The 18,837-nt window shown below is 63.7% G+C and carries 19 protein-coding genes and 1 pseudogene; 15 read left to right on the top strand and 5 right to left on the bottom strand.

Annotated elements, in window-relative coordinates; genetic code table 11:
• Positions 1-242: pseudogene (locus tag CWO91_RS15760) on the bottom strand (4Fe-4S ferredoxin); the annotation flags it as partial.
• Positions 243-440: 198 nt separating this feature from the next.
• Between CWO91_RS15760 and CWO91_RS15765 the strand changes: the two are divergent.
• From CWO91_RS15765 to CWO91_RS15815, 10 genes are all read left to right on the top strand, one after another.
• Positions 441-1,148 carry a biotin/lipoate--protein ligase family protein gene (locus CWO91_RS15765; RefSeq protein ID WP_283810966.1) on the top strand — a complete coding sequence of 236 codons (708 nt, stop codon included), beginning with the start codon at positions 441-443 and terminating at the stop codon, positions 1,146-1,148.
• The gene (locus CWO91_RS15770) at positions 1,145-1,684 is read left to right on the top strand and encodes a DUF6505 family protein (protein WP_130214256.1); all 540 of its coding nucleotides are present in this window, start codon (positions 1,145-1,147) and stop codon (positions 1,682-1,684) included. The genes CWO91_RS15765 and CWO91_RS15770 overlap by 4 nt, the downstream gene beginning before the upstream one ends.
• Complete coding sequence (locus CWO91_RS15775) at positions 1,681-2,688, top strand: DUF6352 family protein (protein WP_130214257.1); 1,008 nt, start codon at positions 1,681-1,683, stop codon at positions 2,686-2,688. Before CWO91_RS15770 ends, CWO91_RS15775 begins: the two co-directional genes overlap by 4 nt.
• Positions 2,685-3,203, top strand: coding sequence for a DUF3305 domain-containing protein (locus CWO91_RS15780; protein ID WP_130214258.1), 519 nt, complete (start codon positions 2,685-2,687; stop codon positions 3,201-3,203). Before CWO91_RS15775 ends, CWO91_RS15780 begins: the two co-directional genes overlap by 4 nt.
• Positions 3,196-3,819 (top strand): DUF3306 domain-containing protein, encoded by a 624-nt coding sequence (locus tag CWO91_RS15785; RefSeq protein ID WP_130214259.1) that lies wholly within the window; start codon positions 3,196-3,198, stop codon positions 3,817-3,819. The genes CWO91_RS15780 and CWO91_RS15785 overlap by 8 nt, the downstream gene beginning before the upstream one ends.
• 121 nt (positions 3,820-3,940) lie before the next feature.
• Positions 3,941-4,720 (top strand): molecular chaperone TorD family protein, encoded by a 780-nt coding sequence (locus CWO91_RS15790; protein ID WP_130214260.1) that lies wholly within the window; start codon positions 3,941-3,943, stop codon positions 4,718-4,720.
• Positions 4,721-4,749: 29 nt separating this feature from the next.
• Positions 4,750-4,968, top strand: coding sequence for a twin-arginine translocation signal domain-containing protein (locus CWO91_RS15795; RefSeq protein WP_130214261.1), 219 nt, complete (start codon positions 4,750-4,752; stop codon positions 4,966-4,968).
• A 2-nt stretch (positions 4,969-4,970) separates the two neighbouring features.
• Positions 4,971-7,913, top strand: a complete 2,943-nt coding sequence (locus tag CWO91_RS42975; protein WP_165405491.1) for a formate dehydrogenase subunit alpha — start codon at positions 4,971-4,973, stop codon at positions 7,911-7,913.
• An 11-nt stretch (positions 7,914-7,924) separates the two neighbouring features.
• The gene (gene fdh3B / locus CWO91_RS15810; protein ID WP_091887497.1) at positions 7,925-8,521 is read left to right on the top strand and encodes a formate dehydrogenase FDH3 subunit beta; all 597 of its coding nucleotides are present in this window, start codon (positions 7,925-7,927) and stop codon (positions 8,519-8,521) included.
• A 31-nt stretch (positions 8,522-8,552) separates the two neighbouring features.
• Positions 8,553-9,560, top strand: a complete 1,008-nt coding sequence (locus CWO91_RS15815) for a formate dehydrogenase subunit gamma (RefSeq protein ID WP_130214263.1) — start codon at positions 8,553-8,555, stop codon at positions 9,558-9,560.
• 29 nt (positions 9,561-9,589) lie between these two features.
• On the opposite strand, the gene CWO91_RS15820 is transcribed toward CWO91_RS15815, so the two are convergent.
• From CWO91_RS15820 to CWO91_RS15835, 4 genes are all read right to left on the bottom strand, one after another.
• Positions 9,590-9,793, bottom strand: a complete 204-nt coding sequence (locus CWO91_RS15820) for a hypothetical protein (RefSeq protein ID WP_245471271.1) — start codon at positions 9,791-9,793, stop codon at positions 9,590-9,592.
• Between the two features lie 201 nt (positions 9,794-9,994).
• The gene (locus CWO91_RS15825; RefSeq protein ID WP_130214265.1) at positions 9,995-11,026 is read right to left on the bottom strand and encodes a class II aldolase/adducin family protein; all 1,032 of its coding nucleotides are present in this window, start codon (positions 11,024-11,026) and stop codon (positions 9,995-9,997) included.
• Between the two features lie 10 nt (positions 11,027-11,036).
• Positions 11,037-11,891: a TIGR01459 family HAD-type hydrolase gene (locus CWO91_RS15830; RefSeq protein WP_130214266.1), complete on the bottom strand. Its 855-nt coding sequence runs from the start codon at positions 11,889-11,891 to the stop codon at positions 11,037-11,039.
• Entirely contained in the window at positions 11,888-13,168 is a 1,281-nt protein-coding gene (locus CWO91_RS15835) for an FGGY-family carbohydrate kinase (RefSeq protein ID WP_130214267.1), read from the bottom strand. The genes CWO91_RS15830 and CWO91_RS15835 overlap by 4 nt, the downstream gene beginning before the upstream one ends.
• Before the next feature lie 139 nt (positions 13,169-13,307).
• On the opposite strand from CWO91_RS15835, the gene CWO91_RS15840 reads away from it, so the two are divergent.
• The 5 genes from CWO91_RS15840 (at position 13,308) to CWO91_RS15860 (ending at position 18,837) form a co-directional block, all read left to right on the top strand.
• The gene (locus CWO91_RS15840; protein WP_206732727.1) at positions 13,308-14,333 is read left to right on the top strand and encodes a sugar-binding transcriptional regulator; all 1,026 of its coding nucleotides are present in this window, start codon (positions 13,308-13,310) and stop codon (positions 14,331-14,333) included.
• 23 nt (positions 14,334-14,356) lie between these two features.
• Positions 14,357-15,796, top strand: coding sequence for an extracellular solute-binding protein (locus tag CWO91_RS15845; protein WP_130214268.1), 1,440 nt, complete (start codon positions 14,357-14,359; stop codon positions 15,794-15,796).
• 129 nt (positions 15,797-15,925) lie between these two features.
• Positions 15,926-16,852 carry a carbohydrate ABC transporter permease gene (locus CWO91_RS15850; protein ID WP_208753033.1) on the top strand — a complete coding sequence of 309 codons (927 nt, stop codon included), beginning with the start codon at positions 15,926-15,928 and terminating at the stop codon, positions 16,850-16,852.
• A 16-nt stretch (positions 16,853-16,868) separates the two neighbouring features.
• Positions 16,869-17,726 (top strand): carbohydrate ABC transporter permease, encoded by an 858-nt coding sequence (locus CWO91_RS15855; protein ID WP_130214270.1) that lies wholly within the window; start codon positions 16,869-16,871, stop codon positions 17,724-17,726.
• Between the two features lie 4 nt (positions 17,727-17,730).
• Positions 17,731-18,837, top strand: a complete 1,107-nt coding sequence (locus CWO91_RS15860) for an ABC transporter ATP-binding protein (RefSeq protein ID WP_130214271.1) — start codon at positions 17,731-17,733, stop codon at positions 18,835-18,837.

Genomic DNA, 18,837 nt, shown 5'->3' on the forward strand with positions numbered 1-18,837 from the left:
GCGCGCGCGCCGTCGCGCGACCAGCCGGCCGTTTCGCGGATGTTGACGAAGCTGATCGCATCAGGCCGCTCGCCGGCCTCCTCAGTGAACTGCGGCGCCTGCTGCGTGCAGGCGATCGTCAGTGCACCTCCAGCGGCCGCCGCGCTGCGGAAGTGATCGAGCTCGGCGCCGCAGAGATGGCGAAAGCTCTTGATCTCGCAGTTGGGACATCCACGCTGAATCGCGGCCGAGTCGAGACGCATCGTGTCTTCGCACGAGCAGATCAGGACGGTCTTGGATGGCTGCTCCAGGTTAACCCCTCCGCCAATCCGGTACCGACGACGGACTCGCGCCGGCCCTTCGCTTCCTATAGAACATTATCCATCGGGAAGAAAAGGAAAGCGGAGGACGGCCTGCCGTCGATCCCAGTCAGCCACGTTTCCCTGGTGGAACCGATCCACCTGCCGCCGCCGTTCACATTGGTGCGGCTGCGCGAGAGTGGCGACGCTTTTGCCCACGCATGCCGCATTGCACCAGAGAGCGGCGCCGGAACGCTCGTCTATGTCGGGCGCTTTGACTTGGCGGAGTTCGCCGTGGTGCTCGAGCCGGCCGAGCCGTTACGCAGCGCGCGGCGCGCGTTCTACGCCGGCATGGTCGCGCTCACCGATGCCTTGCGTGCCTACGCTCCGCCGAGCAAGCCGATCACGATCGGCTGGCCGGATGCCGTCAGGATCGACGGAGGGCTGGTCGGCGGCGGGCGCATGGGTTGGCCTCTCGCGGCCATTGAGGAGGAGCCGCCGCCATGGCTGGTGTTCGGCGCGATGATCCGGACGGTTGCCATGAACGAGGATGAGCGGGGTGTTCACCCGCTCGCCTCGGCGCTCGACCAGGAAGGCTTTGGCGAGGCTGGTGCGGCGCAGATCACGGAGAGCTTTGCCCGGCACCTGATGCTGGCATGCGATGACTGGCAGGCGGGCGGTTTTGATGGCGTCGCGCGCGAATATCTTTCCCGCATGCCCCGCGAACGGCAGACCGTTCAGCGCATCGATGATCGCGGCGATCTCCTCACGCGCCGGATTGGGGCGGGCGAGATCGAACGTGGCGACCTCGTGCAGGCGCTCGCGACGCCATCCTGGCTCGATCCGGCGCTCGGAGGGCCGCGGCTGTGAAGCTCCTGCGTACCATCGCGCTCGATCCCTCCGACACCTTCGTGTTCGATGTAGCGGCGGAGCCGGGTGAATGGGCCGTCTCCGGTGCTTTCCGCTTCTGGGATTGCGACGGTGCGAAGCTCGAGGGCAAGGCGCGCGCGGCGTTTCGCGGCGGGTTCCTCGGCGTGCAATCCTGGGGCTGGTCGACGCTGGCGCAGATCGTTCCGGCGACCGAGGATGATTGCCGCAGCCTGGTCGATCTCCTTGCCAGGCAGCTCGTCGATCGTTTCGGTGCGCCGGACATGGCGACAGCGATGACCGCCGCGGAAGAGGAGGTGGCGTTCTCGCAGTCGCTGTGCACCCATCCCGTCAGCTCGCTTATTGCAGTGCACCGGGCTTCAAGCGATGGCGAGGTTCGCGAGTCCTTTCGCCGACTGAAGCTCCGCGAAGGGCAGGGGCACGGCAAGGCGTTCTCGTTCATGGAAGTGGAGGACGACGTCCAGCCTGACGGCGACGTCAGGCTTGCGGATCTGGGCCGGGAGCCGACCGTCAGATGAACGATTTTTGGATCGCCTGCGGCCATCATCTGCTCGATCGCGACGAGGGCGGTGGGCTGTGCATCACCGACGAATTCCTCAAGGCCTATTTTGCCCGTCCCGAGCTGATGCCCCCCGATGATGCATGTCCGGTCGAACGCCGGTTGCACCGCGAACTGCTCGCCGATCCACGTCAGGGGGTCGGCGCCGACGAAATTGCCGGAATTTCCGATGCCGATGCCCGAGAGAACTGGCAGTTCGTGCTGGCCTTTCGCGATCTCCTGTTGCGGCATCCGACGCTCGAAGCCGCCTATCTTGCATCGGTGCGATCAGGCGCGAACGACCTGCCGCCGCTGTTCGTCAACCAGCTGGTCCATGTCATCCTGCGCAACGCGCTCGACGGCTGCGACGACCCGTTCGTGCTGCGCGCGGCCGAGCTGTTCTTCCGGGTCCAGCGGATTCTGCCGCATGAGCAGGCCCTGCTGCTCGGCGACGAGGAAATAGTCGGCGGCCGTAGTCCGACCCCGGTGCTCTCCCTGATGTCGATGCTGGGCGCCACCACCGATGCGGTACTCGATGTGTTGAGCGACGAGAATGTCGGGGTGTATTGGCAGCGGAGCGACCAATTCGACATGGCCCTCGACCTCACGGCCGGCGGACGCGGACCAGCCGCGCTGGCGGAGGCGATGACGCGCTGGATCTCCCACCTGCTGGGCATCGACGTCACGATCGAGCCGCTGCGTGCGTTGCAGGAGGCAAAGCTCACCTGGTATGTCGGGCTCGATGCCGACGCCACCAAGCTCGGCGACCGTCTGTGGCACGGCGAGGAACTCGACCAGCGCAGCGCCGACCGGGTGCTCGCACTGTTCCGGCTGACTTTTGCGGATTTAGGCCGCGCGCATAACGATGTCCGGGACGAACCTATCTACCTGATCCTGTCAATGACGGCGGATCAGAAGCTCCGGATGAAGCCACAAAATCTGCTGACCGGCCTGCCGGTGAAGCGCCTGGAGATGGTGACATGAGCCCGGCGGCATCGCCACTAGTGTCCATCTCCGTCGGCGTCGTCGTCGAGCGGCACAAGGCCGACTCGCCCTGGGTGGACTTCGTCTGGCGCGGAATTGCCGTCCTGCCGGACGAGCCGGCGGCACAGCCCTGGACCGTGCTCCGCGAACAGGACGGCACGACCCTGTTCTATGCCGGAAGCGCGACCGTGGATCTCTATCCCTCCGAGACGGCGCGCTATCGCGACAATCTCGCCTCCGGCAGTCCGAGCATCTGGACTGTGCTGTCGCCCTCGGAAGGCGCCTGGCCCTATACCCTTACTGCGGTTACCGCCGACCCCGCTGAGGGCGAGGGCTTTACCGAAGCCGCCGACAATCTCGTCGAGGCCGTGCCGATGCCGGAGGTGCTGCGCGAAGCAATTGAAAGGTTCGTCGCCGAGCACCATGTCGAGCGGGAGTTCGTCAAGCGCACGCGGCGCCGCGCTGATCCCGAGGCGCTGGCGCGCCGCGACCATGAAGGGGACAGGAATGAGTGAGGAGGAGTTCCTTGCACGTTGGTCCCGCCGCAAACGCGAAGCGCGAGCGGAGCCAGCGAAGCCTGCCGCGGCGCAGCCCACGCTGCCGCCCGAGGCCAAGGACGATGATAGTGAGTTCGATCTCACGAGCCTGCCGTCGATCGACGAGATCAATGCTGCGACCGACATCACCGCGTTCCTGAGCAAGGGTATTCCACAGCAGTTGAGCCGTGCGGCTCTTCGCCGCGCCTGGGCGACCGATCCCGCAATTCGCGACTTCGTCGGGCTTGCGGAGAATGCATGGGACTTCAACGACCCGACCGCTATGCCGGGTTTTGGGCCGCTGGATTGTTCGTCGGAACAGCTGGCCGCACTCGTCGATCGCATCGTCGGCGGGGTGCGTGAGGTGGTCCAATCCCTCCCCGAGACGACGATTGAAACAGCGGATCCTTCGGCGGAATTGCATCAAGCCGACGCGACGGCCGCATCGAATGTTGTCGAGACATCAGACGCGACGGAACAGCCGGCAATCTCTGTTGCGGTGCAACCAACAGTCGCGGACAGATCTGCGGATTTCGCTGAGCCCGTCAGGCGCCGTAGTCACGGTGGTGCACTGCCGCGCGAGCAGCACGACTAAAGGATATAGGCTCAGGCTATGGACGGATGATTGACCGTCCGTGGAACCGGGACTACGATCCCCCTAGCTCTTTGTTACCAAAGCAATAATCAAGCAGACGGGACTCGGATGGGAGGTCCACGTGCGTGATGACGGGCTTGATCGCGCAATCGATGCTGCAGGCGGCATTGCTCAGCTTGCGCGCAAAATAGGTATCACCCAACCCTCCGTCTCGAATTGGACCCGCGTGCCAGCACAACGGGTGGTTGCAGTCGAGGCCGCGACCGGCGTTGCACGCAACGATTTGCGGCCCGATCTCTACAGCGAACAAACCGTATCAGCAGAACTCGTCGATTCCCTCGATGCTGCGCGCGCGCAGGAATACGCGTTGCTAGCAACGTTGCTGTCCGCGTCGCCGTCGAAACGATTGCTCGAGCAGCTTGCGGCATTGACCGGTGACGCAACGCCACTCGGATGCGCGCATGCGGTGCTGGCCAATGCGGCCTCAAGCGCGGTCGCAGCGAAAGTCGAGCGCGAATATTTTGATCTGTTCGTGGGGCTCGGTCGCGGCGAATTGCTGCCTTATGCCTCGTACTATCTCACCGGCTTCCTCAACGAACGGCCGCTGTCGCGCCTGCGTGGGGACCTGGCGACGCTCGGCGTCGAGCGCGTCGCCAACAATTCCGAACCTGAAGATCACGCCGCCATCATTTGCGAGATCATGTCGGGCCTTGCCGGCGGGCGCTTCGGTGCCTCGCCAGAGGCACAGCGCGCCTTCTTCGAGAAACACGTGTCGCCCTGGATGGGGCGGCTGTTCGCGGACATCGAGAGCGCCGGGAACGCGGATTTCTATCGGGCGGTCGGCGCGCTCGGTCGCACCCTTATCGAGATCGAGACGGAAGCATTCACATTCGCCAACTGACCGGCACGCGCAGGTCCAGGAGAGATGCGATGAGTGAAGACAAGAAGACCACAGTGGGACGCCGCGACTTCCTGCGCAAGGTCAGCATCGGCACGGTCGGTGTCGGTGCGACACTCGCGACACCGTTGGTCGGCTCGGCGCAGGCCGACAGTGAGACCAACGATGAGAAGCGCAAGGCGCGCTACCAGGAATCCGACCACGTCAAGGCGTTTTACCGCGTCAATCGTTATCCGGCCAAGGGAGGCTGACCGTGCTGATCAAGCGAACACACCAGCATTCCCCGCGCCACGGCTCCGTTGTCGAGTCCCTTGCGGGGCAGGCCGGCGGTCTCGACCGCCGCAGCTTCTTGCGCAAATCCGGTCTTGCCGGCGGTGCGCTTGCCGCGCTCGGCACCTTGCCGGTCGGCAGCGTGCGCAAAGCGGAAGCAGCAATGGCTGGTCCGCTCACCGCAGGCGCGACCATCCGCAAGAACATCTGCACGCATTGCGCCGTTGGCTGCACGGTGACGGCCGAGGTCTTGAACGGCGTATGGATCGGCCAGGAGCCGAGCTGGGATTCGCCGATCAATCGCGGCTCGCATTGTGCCAAGGGCGCCTCGGTACGCGAACTCGTCCACAGTGAGCGGCGGCTGCGCTATCCGATGAAGCTGGTAAATGGGCAGTGGACCCGCGTCTCCTGGGATACCGCGATCAACGAGATCGGAGACAAACTTCAAGCTGTACGTGAGAAGTCGGGCCCCGATTCCGTCTATTGGCTCGGCTCGGCCAAGATGACCAACGAAGGCGCTTACTTGTTCCGCAAGCTTGGTGCGTTCTGGGGGACCAATAACACCGATCATCAGGCTCGCATCTGCCATTCGACCACCGTGACCGGCGTCGCCAATACCTGGGGCTACGGCGCGATGACCAACAGCTACAATGATATCCGCAATGCGAAGACACAGGTCATATTGGGCGGCAATCCGGCCGAAGCGCATCCGGTCTCGCTGCAACATCTGCTCGAGGGCAAGGAGCTGCAAAAAGCCAACTTTATCGTCATCGATCCGCGCTTGACGCGTACGGCGGCCCACGCGACCGAATATGTGCGGATGCGCCCGGGCACCGACATCCCGGTGCTCTACGGCATGATGTGGCACATTCTCCAGAATGGCTGGGAGGACAAGGAGTTCATCCGGCAGCGCGTCTACGGTTTCGACGACATCAAGAAAGAGGTTGAGAAGTGGCCTCCGGAAGAAGTCGAGCGCGTCACCGGCATTCCCGGCGAGCAGCTCAAGCGCGTCGCCAAGATGTTCGCCACCGAGAAGCCGGCAACCCTCATCTGGGCCATGGGCCAGACCCAGAAGACCGTCGGCACTGCCAACGTACGGGCGAGCTGCATTGCGCTCCTGATGACCGGAAATGTCGGGAAGGCCGGCGCAGGCGCCAACATCTTCCGTGGCCATGACAACGTGCAGGGCGCAACCGATGTCGGGCTCGATATCGTCACGCTGCCGTTCTACTACGGCCTCGCCGAAGGCGCCTGGAAGCATTGGTCGCGGGTTTGGGAGGTCGACTATGACTTCCTGAAGTCCCGCTTCGACTCCAAGCAGATCATGGAAACCCCCGGCATTCCGCTGACCCGCTGGTTCGAGGCAGTGACATTGCCCAAGGATCAGGTCGCGCAGAAAGACAATGTGAAGGCGGTGTTCGTGCAGGGACACGCCTCCAACAGCATCACCCGCATTCCTGAGTCCCTCAAGGGTCTGAAGGCCCTCGAGCTGCTCGTCATTGCCGACCCGCATCCGACGACCTGGGCCTCGCTCTCCGTCGAGGCGGGCCGCAAGGATGGCGTCTATATTCTGCCGGTCGCTACGCAATTCGAATGCAAGGGGTCGCGCGTCGCCTCCAACCGCTCGCTGCAATGGGGCGAGCAGATCGTGAAGCCGATCTTTGAATCGAAGGATGATCTCGAGGTCATCTATCTGATGGCGAAGAAGCTCGGCTTCGCCGACCAGATGTTCAAGAAAATCAAGGTCGAAAACAATCTTCCTGAAGCCGAGGATGTGCTGCGCGAGATGAACCGCGGTAGCTGGTCGACTGGCTATTGCGGGCAATCGCCCGAGCGCCTCAAGGCGCACATGAAGAACCAGGCCAAGTTCGACATGCTGAGCATGCGGGCACCGAAGGACGATCCCGAGGTCGGCGGCGACTATTATGGTCTGCCCTGGCCGTGCTGGGGATCACCTGAGGTCAAGCATCCCGGCACGCCGCTGCTCTACAACACCAATCTGAACGTGATGGACGGCGGCGGTACGTTCCGGCCGCGGTTCGGCATCGAGCGTGAGGAGAAGCTGCCGGACGGCACGACGCGGAAGGTGAGCCTGCTCGCGGACGGCTCGTACTCGTTGGGTTCGGGAATTCAGGACGGCTACCCGGAGTTCACGCTGGCCAGCCTGAAGAAGCTCGGCTGGGACAGCGAGCTCACCGAAGCGGAAATGGCCGTGATCAACAAGATCAATCCGGCCAATCCGGACACGGTGTCGTGGGCGCTCGACCTGTCGGGAGGCATCCAGCGTGTGGCGCTGGCGCATGGCTGCGTTCCTTACGGCAACGGCAAGGCGCGCATGAATGCCTTCGGTTTGCCCGATCCTATCCCTGTTCACCGCGAGCCGATCTACACGCCGCGCGTCGACCTCGTCGCCAAGTATCCGACGCTGCCCGACGCCAAGCAGTTCCGGATGCCGAATATCGGGTTCTCCGTGCAGAAGGCAGCGGTGGAGAAGGGAATTGCAAAACAGTTCCCGCTCATCCTGTCGTCCGGCCGTCTGGTCGAATATGAGGGCGGCGGCGAGGAGACCCGCACCAACCCGTGGCTTGCCGAATTGCAGCAAGACATGTTCATCGAGATCAATCCTGCCGATGCCGCCGAGCGCGGTGTCAAGGACGGTGGCTGGGTGTGGGTCACGGGTGCAGAGAACAATTCCAGGGCGAAGATGAAAGCGCTCGTCACCGAGCGCGTCGGCAAGGGCGTCGCCTGGATGCCATTCCACTTCGGCGGCTGGTTCGCGGGCAAGGATCTTCGCGGCAATTACCCGAAGGGCACCGACCCGATCGTGCTCGGCGAAAGCGCCAACACGATCACTACGTACGGATACGACCCCGCGACGGGCATGCAGGAGCCCAAGGTCACTCTCTGCCAAATCGCGGCGGCTTAGGAGTAACGACGATGGCACGTATGAAATTTCTCTGCGACGCCGATCGCTGCATCGAGTGCAACGCTTGCGTCACCGCCTGCAAGAACGAGCACGAGGTGCCCTGGGGCATCAACCGGCGTCGCGTTGTGACCATCAATGACGGCAAGCCGGGCGAACGCTCGGTCACGATGGCCTGCATGCATTGCACCGATGCGCCGTGCGCTGCGGTGTGCCCGGTGAACTGCTTCTACACCACCGCTGACGGCGTGGTGCTGCACTCCAAGGATCTCTGCATCGGCTGCGGCTATTGCTTCTACGCCTGTCCGTTCGGCGCGCCGCAATATCCGAAGGTCGGTAACTTCGGCTCCCGCGGCAAGATGGACAAGTGCACCTATTGCGCCGGCGGTCCGGAGGCGGACGGCAGCAAGGAAGAATACGAGAAATACGGCGCGAACCGGCTGGCCGAGGGCAAGCTGCCGCTGTGTGCCGAAATGTGCTCGACAAAATCGCTGCTCGCAGGCGACGGCGAGATCATCGCGCAGATCTACAAGGAGCGTGTGATGAAGCGCGGCTACGGGTCGGGTGCCTGGGGGTGGAAGACGGCCTATCGCGAGACGATCGAATCCTGACGAAGGTCGCGCGAACATTGAGGAGGAGCTCATGGTGTCGTTTGCAAAACTCGTTCGGGCGGCTGTCGGGGCCGGTGCTTTACTCCTCCTCATCGTGGCAGCTCCGGTACCGGTAGGCGCCCAGCAGGTCAATCCGACCGCGAGCTCGGTCAAGGAGCAGCAGCTCTTGCAGGAGCTGAACCGGATCCAGGGTCGCGTCAGCATCCCTGATCAGAGGTCCGGCGTTCTCGAGCAGCCGCAGGGGCGGGAATGGCGCGAGTTCCACAATGTCACGCTGCGCTGGATCGGCGGCATCGCGATCATCGGTATGCTGGCAGTGCTCGTGATCTTCTATCTCACCCGCGGCATGGTGCGCCTCGAAAGCGGACGGTCCGGCCGCACCATCGTGCGCTTCAACATCTATGAGCGTTTCGTGCATTGGATGACTGCCACGTGCTTCATCATTCTGGCGATCTCCGGACTGAACATCACCTTTGGGCGACCGCTGCTATTGCCGCTGATCGGCTTCGAGGCCTTCTCCGAATGGTCGCAATGGGCAAAGTACGCCCACAACTATCTGAGCTTCCCGTTCACCATTGGGGTCGTTCTGATCCTTTTGATGTGGATCGGCGGCAATATTCCGAACAAGGTGGACGTCGCGTGGATGAAGCGAGGCGGCGGCATCGTCGGGCATGATCATCCGCCGGCCTACCGATTCAACGCCGGCCAGAAGGCGATCTACTGGATCGTCGTGATCGGCGGCGGTCTCGTCGCTGCGAGCGGCTATGTCCTCATGTTCCCGTTCTACACGACGGGGATTGAAGGCATGCAGCTGGCCCAGATCGTCCACTCCATCGTGGCTGTGCTGTTCGTCGCGGCGATGATTGCGCACATCTATATTGGTACGATCGGCATGGAAGGTGCGTTCGAGGCCATGGGCTCGGGCGACGTCGACGTCAATTGGGCCCGCGAGCACCACAGCCTCTGGCTCGACGAGCAGACGGCGCGAACGGGTCCGAACGACGGACAGCCTCAACGCGCGACCGCGGCGGCCGAGTAAGGCGGACAGCCTGAAAGCGGAGATGCGCTCTACTGTGCCGGCTCTCTCGCAAACACGACAGAGCGGTCCTGTATCTCCAGCTCGGGCAGCTTGCTGGCCTGACCGGTCTGCAGTTCCTTGATGGATGGCATGCTGCTCTGACCGATATGGAGCAGTACGTGCGATCTGAGCACGCTGCTGGCGGCACCGGCGAGAAGCAAGGCTGCGATGAGCGAGGGCATGAGACGTTTCATGCGCATCTCCGTCTGCCATTCCATCCGACACGAGAGGTACACCTGGATTGTCCTGCGCGGTGTGAGCCACTTCACAGCCAGCGGTTCCACAGTCGTCGGCTTGGCCCGCGCAGCGAGGCCCGCGCGGGTAGGAGCCCGCAGAGTGGCCGATACCGCGCGAAGCTTCGCGAGCAAGTTACGGAATTGTTCCGTTTCAGCCGGTCAGCGATTTGCGGTCAGTTGCTGACGGTATCGCTCGGCATCCCAATTCAGCAGCGCGCACTCATTCTCCCGCGTCAGATAGCGAACCTGCGCGGTCAGAGGTAAACGGCCCGTCACCAGGGCGAGACAGCTCAGCATCGCCTCGGCGCCGTCGCTCGCGTCCTTGCGAACGATGCAACCGAGACCCGGTACGAGCAGCGCGACCGGCTGCGGCATCCCGTCCGCCTGCATCCGCGATGCCTCGGCGCGAAGATCCTGGCCTTGGTCCAGAACGGGTAAGCCCGGACCGAGGAAGACCACATGATCCGGATAGAGCGAACCGTTGATCGCAATGGCGCGGCTGTAAGAGTCGATTGCGATGCTATGGGATCGCGGATCCTTTGGCAGCCGATACCCTGTGCCGCCACAGATGGAACGAAGCGCGTCTTCATCTGCGCCAATTGCGGAGCGCGGCGCAAGCGCGAGGCGGCTCTCGACCTCGTCGACCAGCGCCTCTGCGCCGGCACAGGTCTTGGCGCCGACCACCAGGCCATGATTGCCGAGGACCAGTACATCTACTCTGTCCTGCGTCAGCGCATGGTCTACGGCCTTGGCCAGTGGCAGTCCGGGATGATGATAATCGAGCCAGCGCCAGGCCAGTCCATCCAGTCGCTCGGCGAACTCGGCGCGCGCATCGGTCCGCACCGCCCAGGCGATGGTGTTGACCGAATGGACGTGCAGCACGACCGGATGCGGCATGAGCGCATGGAGGGAGGTCTCGATCGAGGCGCGCAAGGCCGTGCCGGCGCCAGGCGCGAGGGGCACCCGTTCGTCGCCTTGCGACAGCGCCGCGCGTGCCGCACCGAGCGAGACGGGCACGAAGATGTCCTTGTGCTCGGCATCCGCAAGCCAGGTGCCGGAGGCCTTTACCCACAGCAGGTCGTCATGCTTGATCGACGAGTTGCCGCCGGCGCCCTGGACCAGGAGGATGTTGCGGCCGACGCGCGCCGACATGCGGCGAAGCTCATGGAGCAGGGCAGGTTGCTGTTGCATCGCGCGCCTCTCACCAGGCCAGATGGTCCATCGTCCAGTGCGGCATCCGCGCATCCGCTCCGGGCGGTTGTCGTACCAATTCACCCGGCGTCTGATCGCGGTGCACGCCGGACCTAAGCAGCAGTGTCAGCATGCCGGCGCGGCGGGCGCCGGCGACATCGTGGTCGAGGCTGTCACCGATCATCAGCACGCGCGCCGGATTCGGTTGGCCCAACCGTTCGAGCGCTGCCGCAAAGATCGGCGCGTGCGGCTTGCCGACATAGGTCACACGGCCGCCCAGCGTCTCGTAGAAGCGTGCCAATGCGCCGGGCGCGGGGATCAATCCGGTGGTGCCGAACATTGCGAGGTCGGGATTGGCGCACAGCATCGGCAAGCCGCATGCAGCGGCTTCAGTCAGGCATGCGCGCCAGTGTTCGGGCTCGGCGACGGCGTCGTCGAGACCTGCGAGCAGAATGAAGTCGGCCTTGCCAACGTCTGCGACGAGATTGAGGTCGAGTCCATCGACGATCGCATGATCGCCGCCGCGAGCAATCAGGAGGCAGGTGCGGCCAAACGCGATGAAGGGCTGCTGCGCACGCGCCTTCAGGCCGTGCCAGGTGACCTCACCGGACGTCAGGATGCCGTCATAGGCGTCCGCTGGAAGGCCGAGCGAGGCAAGCCGTGCGGCGTTGCTGCTCGCGCGCTTGCCGGAGTTCGACAGCACAAGCACGCGCTTGCCAACCTTGCGTAGACGCGCAACGCAGTCGCGCGCCAGGGGAAAGACGGCCTGGCCTTCGTGCAGCGTGCCCCATTGATCGAGCAGCACGTGATCGAAGCGGTCAGCGATCCTGTGGAGACCTTCGATTTCGATGAGATCGGCGATCATGGCGGGCCGCCTCGCAGTGCCAATAGCGCCGCGCCGTAACTTGCCTCCGTCTCTTCGGCAACGCTCACGGGAACGCCAAGAGCGCGGCGTCTGATCTCGGTCCAGGCCGCGTTCTTCGCCCCGCCGCCGATGCTGATGACGCGTCGCAGCTTTGGCGCTCCGAGCTCGGCCAGGCGCCGATAGGCGAGCGCTTCGATCCCCGCGATGCCTTCGAGCAGCGCCTGGAAGAAGCGATGGTCGTCCGCTGGGCGCGGTGCGACCCTTGCTGGCAACGCTGGATCGGCGATTGGAAAGCGCTCGCCGGGCTTGGGCAGTGGGTAGTAGTCGAGCCCGGTCGGCGTCTCCGGCTGCAATTGCGGTGTCAATCGGTCCATATCGGCGGCGGTGAAATGCGCGAGCAGTGCTCCGCCGCCGGAATTGGAGGCGCCGCCTGCGAGCCAGCGCTCGCCAAGCCGGTGCGAGTAGACGCCCTGATGGGCGGCGAAGATCGGCCGTGTCGCCAGCAGCTTCACGACCAGCGTCGTTCCGAGTGAGGTTACTGCATCGCCGGGCGTATCGGCGTGGGTCGCAATGAAAGCGGCGACACCATCGGTGGTGCCGGCCGCGATGCGCACTGCCGATGACAGGCCCAGCGTGGCTGCGATTTCGGGATCAATATCCGCAAAGGGGGTTCCCGGTACCAGCACCTTCGGCAGCAGTTCGCGGGATACGCCGAGCTCGTCGAGCCAGGCCGGCCAGGTGCGTGTCACGGGATCGTAGCCGAGCTTCAGGACGTTGTTCTCATCGCTGATGCCGTGACGTCCGACGAGCCGCCCTGCGATCCAATCGGCCTGATGCACGGCAAAACGCGCCTGGCCCGCTTCCGCGCGATCCAACAGATACAGCAGCTTCGCCAACGCGCTGCTCGCGCCGTGCGCACCGCTGTCCGAGGGGGCCACGGCCGCAATGCGGGCAGCCTCCGCTGCTGCGCGCGCATCGTTGTACATCAGCCCCGGCGTGCAGGGCCGACCCGCTGCGTCGATCATCAGGAGCGTGCCTGACGTGCCATCGACGCTGACGCGCTCGACGGTCTGGAGATCGATCGTGCGGCCGAGCTTGCGGATCGCGACAGCCGTCGCATCCCACCAGAGTTCCGGATCCTGATCGATCGCATTGCCGTTCTGTCGTGGCGGGGGAAGAGGCGCCGATTCCATTCCGAGCTTGGCGCCGCGCGCATCGACGGCGCAAGCGCGAACGCCGCCGGTTCCGACGTCGATGCCGAGGAACACGCCTGCCATTCGACCTCCCAGCGTGATGGCAACCATTGCTGATAGCGCAACTAGATTGCACCGCAGCACGTTTGGGGGATTGACGTTCCAATCCGCCTCTGCAATTTTTTGCAAGACGTGAAGAAAATTGCAAGCGGGCTTTTCCGGCGTGGCGATACCTTCCGACAGGCTGCCGATGGTTGACGGTGAGGCGTCGCTCGCAACGCGGGCGGCGTGGCTCTATTTCGCCGCCGGGCTGACCCAGTCCGAGGTCGCCGATCGCCTCAACATCCAGAGCACCAAGGCGCATCGGCTGATCGCGCGCGCGAGCCGCGAGGGCATGATCCGCGTCTTCGTCGAGGGGCCCGTGGCCGAATGCGTCGCGCTGGAGAACACATTGGCCGAGCGCTACGGTCTTTCTTTCTGCCGCGTCGCGCCGGATCTCGGCGAGGGCGACCTGCCGCTGAAAGCGCTGGCGCTCGAAGGCGCGAGCTTCCTGCGGCAGGTCCTGGAGCGCGGCGAGGACAAGATCATCGGCGTCGGTCACGGCCGCACGCTCGCCGCGGTCGTCGAGCAGTTGCCGCAGACGCCGGCGCGGGACGTGCAGTTCGTCTCCTTGCTCGGCGGATTGACGCGGAAATTCGCCGCAAATCCGTTCGACGTGATTCATCGGCTGGCGGAGCGTACCGGGGCGGAGGCTTATCTTCTGCCGGTGCCGGTGTTCGCCAATTCGGTCGCCGATCGTGCCGTGTTGATGAAGCAATATGGCATCGCGGACGTGTTCGCGCTCGCGCGCAAGGCCTCGCTCCTGTTCGTCGGCATCGGACAAATCCATGCCGAAGGCTTCCTGGTTTCGAGCGGCATGATCAGGCCGGACGAGGTCGTCGAATTGAAGCGTGCCGGCGCTTGCGCCGACCTGCTTGGACATTTTTTCAACGCCGATGGCGAAGTGCTCGACATCGACCTGTCGGCGCGCGCGACCTCGATGGAGGCGGCAGACCTCAGGAAGCATCGCATCGTCGCCATCGGCGGCGGGCTGGCCAAGGTCACGGCACTGCGCGCGGTGCTGCGCAGCCGTCTCCTGCACGGTCTCATCATCGACGAGGCAACCGCTCAGGCCCTCGCGACGGAAAAGCCGGAGGCAACATCCGGCAAGACTACCAAGACCAGGAATAAAGGTCGGAAGGGAAAGTAAACGCTCATAACGGGAGGTTGCTCATGTACGATCGCGAGAAGAATCTATTCGATTCCTACGCCGCCAAGCGCATCAGCCGGCGTGATCTGCTGGATGGTGCCGCAAAGCTCGGCATCGCCGGCGTTGCCGCCAACTCCGCCTACGTCGCCGCGATGTCGCGGGCAATGGCGGCGGACTTCAACTGGAAGGCCTATAGCGGCAAGACCATCAAGCTGCTGTTGAACAAGCACCCCTACGTCGATGCGATGATTGGCGATATCGAAGCCTTCAAGTCGCTTACGGGGATGAACGTCGCCTACGATATCTTCCCGGAGGATGTCTATTTCGACAAGGTCACCGCGGCGCTGTCCTCGAAATCGGACCAGTACGACGCCTTCATGACCGGCGCCTACATGACCTGGACCTACGGTCCTGCCGGCTGGATCGAGGATCTCAACGCCTACATCAAGGATCCCGCGAAGACCAACCCGGCCTTTGCTTGGGATGATGTGCTACCCGGCCTTCGTTCCTCGACGGCGTGGGACGGCGTTGCCGGCTCCGAGCTCGGCTCGGGCAAGGCCAAGCAATGGTGCATTCCCTGGGGTTATGAGCTCAACAACATCACCTACAACCGCAACATCTTCGACAAAGTTGGTGTCAAGCCGCCGAAGAATCTCGACGAGATGCTCGATGTCGCCGCCAAGATCACGAAGGATGCGGGCGGGCCTTATGGCGTCGGCGTCCGTGGCTCACGCTCCTGGGCCACGATCCATCCCGGATTCCTGTCGGCCTACTCGAATTTCGGCCAGAAGGATTTCGTGATGGAAGGCGGCAAGCTGAAGGCCGCCATGAACACCAAGGCCTCCAAGGAGTTCCACGAGAAATGGGTCAAGATGATCCAGACCTCGGGCCCGAAGAACTGGTCGACCTACACCTGGTACCAGGTCGGCACGGACCTTGGCGCCGGCGCCTCCGGCATGATCTTCGATGCCGACATTCTCGGCTACTTTATGAACGGCGGCGAGAACAAGGAGAGGGGTCATCTCGGCTACGCGCCGTTCGCGGCAAACTCGGCCGCCAAGGCGCCGACGCCCAACGTCTGGATCTGGTCGCTCGCGCTCTCCAGCTTCTCCAAGCAGAAGGACGCGGCCTGGCTATTCATGCAATGGGCAGCCTCGACCGAGCACGATCTGTTCGGAGCCCGCAAGATGGATTTCGTCAATCCGGTGCGCGCGTCGGTGTGGAAGGACAGCGAATTCCGCGACCGCATCGCGAAGTCCTATCCGGGCTATCTCGAGCAGCATGATCTGTCCTCGCCGGGCGCTAAGATCTACTTCACGGCCCAGCCCCTGTTCTTCGACTTGACGACGGAATGGGCCGCCTCGCTTCAGAAGATGGTGGCAAAGGAGGTCAGCGTAGACGAGGGGCTCGATAAACTCGCCGACAGCATCAATCGTCAGCTCAAGCAGGCAGGCCTTGGCTGACTTTGCCGCTATCGACGCCTCGCGTGGTGCCCGATTCCTCCGCGCCACGCCAACCCGCCGGTTCGGAACGCCCATCGGATCCGGGCCGGCGGTGTTGAAGCCAATGCGTGATCCGGTATCGTCATGAGCATGGTCCAGCTGTCCCAGACGAATGTGCTACCGCGCCGCGCCACGAGGCTGCGCGGGCGGATGCTGCCCTATGTGCTGAGCCTGCCGGCTCTGCTCGTTTGCATCGCCATCCTGGTTCCCTTCGTGACGGCGGCAGTTTACTCGCTCCAGCGCTACCGGCTGAACCTGCCATATCTGCGCGGTTTCATTGGGATCGACAATTACATCGATTTTCTCTCCGACCCCGCCTTCTGGAACACGCTTCGCATCTCGCTCACCTATACCGCGTTGACGGTCGTGCTTGAACTGCTGCTCGGCCTCGGCATCGCCTTGTTGTTGCGGCGTCCCACACGCTTCCATAACGCAGTGTCGATCGTCCTGCTGTTGCCGCTGATGACGGCGCCCGCGATCGCCGCGTTGATGTGGAAGCTCATGACCAACCCGAGCTTCGGTATCCTGTCTTACCTCGTGAGTCTGTTCGGCGTGCATGATTTCAAATGGGCATCCGATCCCTCGAGTGCATTGTTCACGGTGGTGCTGGTGGATGTCTGGGTCTATACGCCCTTCATCATGATCCTGCTCCTGGCGGGCCTGCGCTCGTTGCCGCGGCAGCCGTTCGAAGCCGCGGCGCTGGACGGCGTGCCGGCAAGCTTTGTCTTCTTCCGCATCACGCTGCCGATGCTTGCGCCCTACATCATCACCGCCTCGCTGTTTCGCCTGCTGGATTCGATCCAGCAGTTCGACATCGTCTATGCGATGACGCAAGGCGGCCCCGGTGATCGGCTGATGGTGTTCCAGGTCCAGGCCTATCTCGAATTCTTTCAATATACCAATGTCGGACGTTCGGCGGCGTTGCTGATGATCCTGTGGCTGATCACCAATCTCCTTTCGAACATCTTCATCAGGAACTGGCTGCGGCTGCGGGCGCGCGCCCACGGCCACGCGTGAGGGCGGGGAGGCGGCAATGGATCATTCCAGTCTCGCAGGTCGCATCTTCCGCGGCGTCGCGCTCGCGCTTGTGCTCGTCTTCTTCATGTTTCCGATCGTCTGGATCTTCCTGATGTCGTTCCAGACCAATGAGCAGATCCTGCGGATTCCGCCGCGCATCCTCTTCGAGCCGACGCTCGCCAATTACCGGGCGCTGATTTCAGGACAGCTCCGGACCGCCGCCGGAAATCTCGAAATATCGTTCATGCGCAACCTCGTGAACAGTTTCGCGCTATCGAGCGCAGCCGTGGTCCTTGCCTTGCTGCTTGGCGTGCCCGCGGCCTACGCCTTTGCGCGGTTCAAGTTTCGGCTCGGTGAAACCATCGCGTTTACGCTGTTGTCGTTTCGCTTCGCCCCGCCGCTGCTGGTGCTGCTGCCATTGTCGCTCTACTACCAGCAGCTCGGCCTCAACGACACCTATTTCGGCATCGTCTGGGTCTATCAGCTCATCGCGCTGCCGCTGATCCTGTGGATCGTGCGCGGCTACTTCGAGGACATCAGCCCGGACATCGAGCACGCCTATCGTCTCGCCGGTCATACATGGCGCGAGGCGTTCACACGGATCGCGGTGCCGCTCGCCGGGCCCGGCATCGCGGCGGCCGGTCTGCTCTCCTTCATCTTCTGCTGGAACAATTTCGTGTTCGCGCTGATCCTGGCCTCGGCCGACAAGCAGCCGGTGACCGTCGGTGCGCTGGCTTTCGTCACCGCGTCCGGCATTCAGTACGGCCAGATCGCAGCCGCGATCGTGCTCTCCGTCACGCCGACCCTGCTGCTCGCGCTCTATGCGCAGCGCTATCTTGTGGAAGGCTTGTCGCTCGGTGCGGTGAAAGGCTGAGGCCATGGCGCGTCTTGAACTCAACGCTGTCGGCAAGTCGTTCGGCCCGGTCTGCTGCGCCGAGGATGTTTCGCTGGCCGTCGAGCCCGGCGAGATCGTCGCGGTGTTCGGCCCGTCCGGCAGCGGCAAGACCGTGCTCTTGCGCATGATTGCTGGCATGTTCGAACCGGACGAAGGCGACATTCTGGTCGGCGGTCAATCGATCGTCGGGGCGCCGCCCGAGCAGCGCGGGATCGGCATGGCGTTCCAGAACTTCGCCCTGTTTCCTCACATGAGTGCGCAGGCCAACATCGCAAGCGGCTTGCGTGCCAGGGCGGGCGCGGCCGAAGTCGCGAGCCGGGTCAAATCGATCAGCCGGCTTCTGAAGATCGAGCATGTGCTCGGCCACATGCCCCGCGAATTGTCGAACGGGCAGAAGCAACGCACCGCGCTTGCCCGCGCGCTGATCGGCAATCCCGATGTGCTGCTGCTCGATGATCCCTTGCGCAACGTCGATGCCAAGCTTCGCTACGAAATGCGGCTCGAATTGCCAAGCCTGTTGCGGCGGAGCTCGGCTGCGGTGCTCTATGTCACCCAGGACTATCGGGAGGCGATGGCGATCGCCGACCAGATCGCGGTCCTGGTCGACGGGCAGCTGGTGCAGGTCGCGCGTCCCGAGGAGATCTATGCCAGGCCGGCATCCGTTGCCGTCGCGCGGCTGTTCGGCGATCCCAGCATCAATCTGGCGGAGGTCGAGCCGGCCGCGGCGCAGGGCGGTCTCAGCGCGGAGGTGGCGGGGACGTTCGTTCGTCTCGATGCCGCCGACCGTGCGGCCGTCGATCATGGTCCGTGCTGGCTTGGTGTGCGCCCGGATGATCTCGTCATCACCCGCCAACCAGGCGAAAATGCCATTCCGGCGCGCATCGTCGCCATCACGCCGATGCACGAAAAAGCTGTGCTGCTGCTGCGCTTCTCCGACGGGACCGAATGGCTGGCCGCCCTGCCACAGGACGCCGCCATGGCAAGTGCGGAGGATGGCGTCTTCGTTCGATTCGCGCCGGAGGCGGCTCTCTTGTTTGACCGCACGACAGGCCGGCGTTTGGACCTGTCGCCTCGGCGGCAGGCGGCATGA

Origin of the sequence: Bradyrhizobium genosp. SA-3, from assembly GCF_004212635.1 — a bacterium.
GTDB lineage: Bacteria > Pseudomonadota > Alphaproteobacteria > Rhizobiales > Xanthobacteraceae > Bradyrhizobium.

Coding starts and splice junctions, on each gene's coding strand:
- CWO91_RS15775 (WP_130214257.1), top strand. CDS start 1,681: ATGAACGATTTTTGGATCGCCTGCGGCCATCATCTGCTCGATCGCGAC.
- CWO91_RS15780 (WP_130214258.1), top strand. CDS start 2,685: ATGAGCCCGGCGGCATCGCCACTAGTGTCCATCTCCGTCGGCGTCGTC.
- CWO91_RS15785 (WP_130214259.1), top strand. CDS start 3,196: ATGAGTGAGGAGGAGTTCCTTGCACGTTGGTCCCGCCGCAAACGCGAA.
- CWO91_RS15795 (WP_130214261.1), top strand. CDS start 4,750: ATGAGTGAAGACAAGAAGACCACAGTGGGACGCCGCGACTTCCTGCGC.
- fdh3B (WP_091887497.1), top strand. CDS start 7,925: ATGGCACGTATGAAATTTCTCTGCGACGCCGATCGCTGCATCGAGTGC.
- CWO91_RS15815 (WP_130214263.1), top strand. CDS start 8,553: ATGGTGTCGTTTGCAAAACTCGTTCGGGCGGCTGTCGGGGCCGGTGCT.
- CWO91_RS15820 (WP_245471271.1), bottom strand. CDS start 9,793: ATGAAACGTCTCATGCCCTCGCTCATCGCAGCCTTGCTTCTCGCCGGT.
- CWO91_RS15825 (WP_130214265.1), bottom strand. CDS start 11,026: ATGCAACAGCAACCTGCCCTGCTCCATGAGCTTCGCCGCATGTCGGCG.
- CWO91_RS15830 (WP_130214266.1), bottom strand. CDS start 11,891: ATGATCGCCGATCTCATCGAAATCGAAGGTCTCCACAGGATCGCTGAC.
- CWO91_RS15835 (WP_130214267.1), bottom strand. CDS start 13,168: ATGGCAGGCGTGTTCCTCGGCATCGACGTCGGAACCGGCGGCGTTCGC.
- CWO91_RS15845 (WP_130214268.1), top strand. CDS start 14,357: ATGTACGATCGCGAGAAGAATCTATTCGATTCCTACGCCGCCAAGCGC.
- CWO91_RS15850 (WP_208753033.1), top strand. CDS start 15,926: ATGGTCCAGCTGTCCCAGACGAATGTGCTACCGCGCCGCGCCACGAGG.
- CWO91_RS15855 (WP_130214270.1), top strand. CDS start 16,869: ATGGATCATTCCAGTCTCGCAGGTCGCATCTTCCGCGGCGTCGCGCTC.
- CWO91_RS15860 (WP_130214271.1), top strand. CDS start 17,731: ATGGCGCGTCTTGAACTCAACGCTGTCGGCAAGTCGTTCGGCCCGGTC.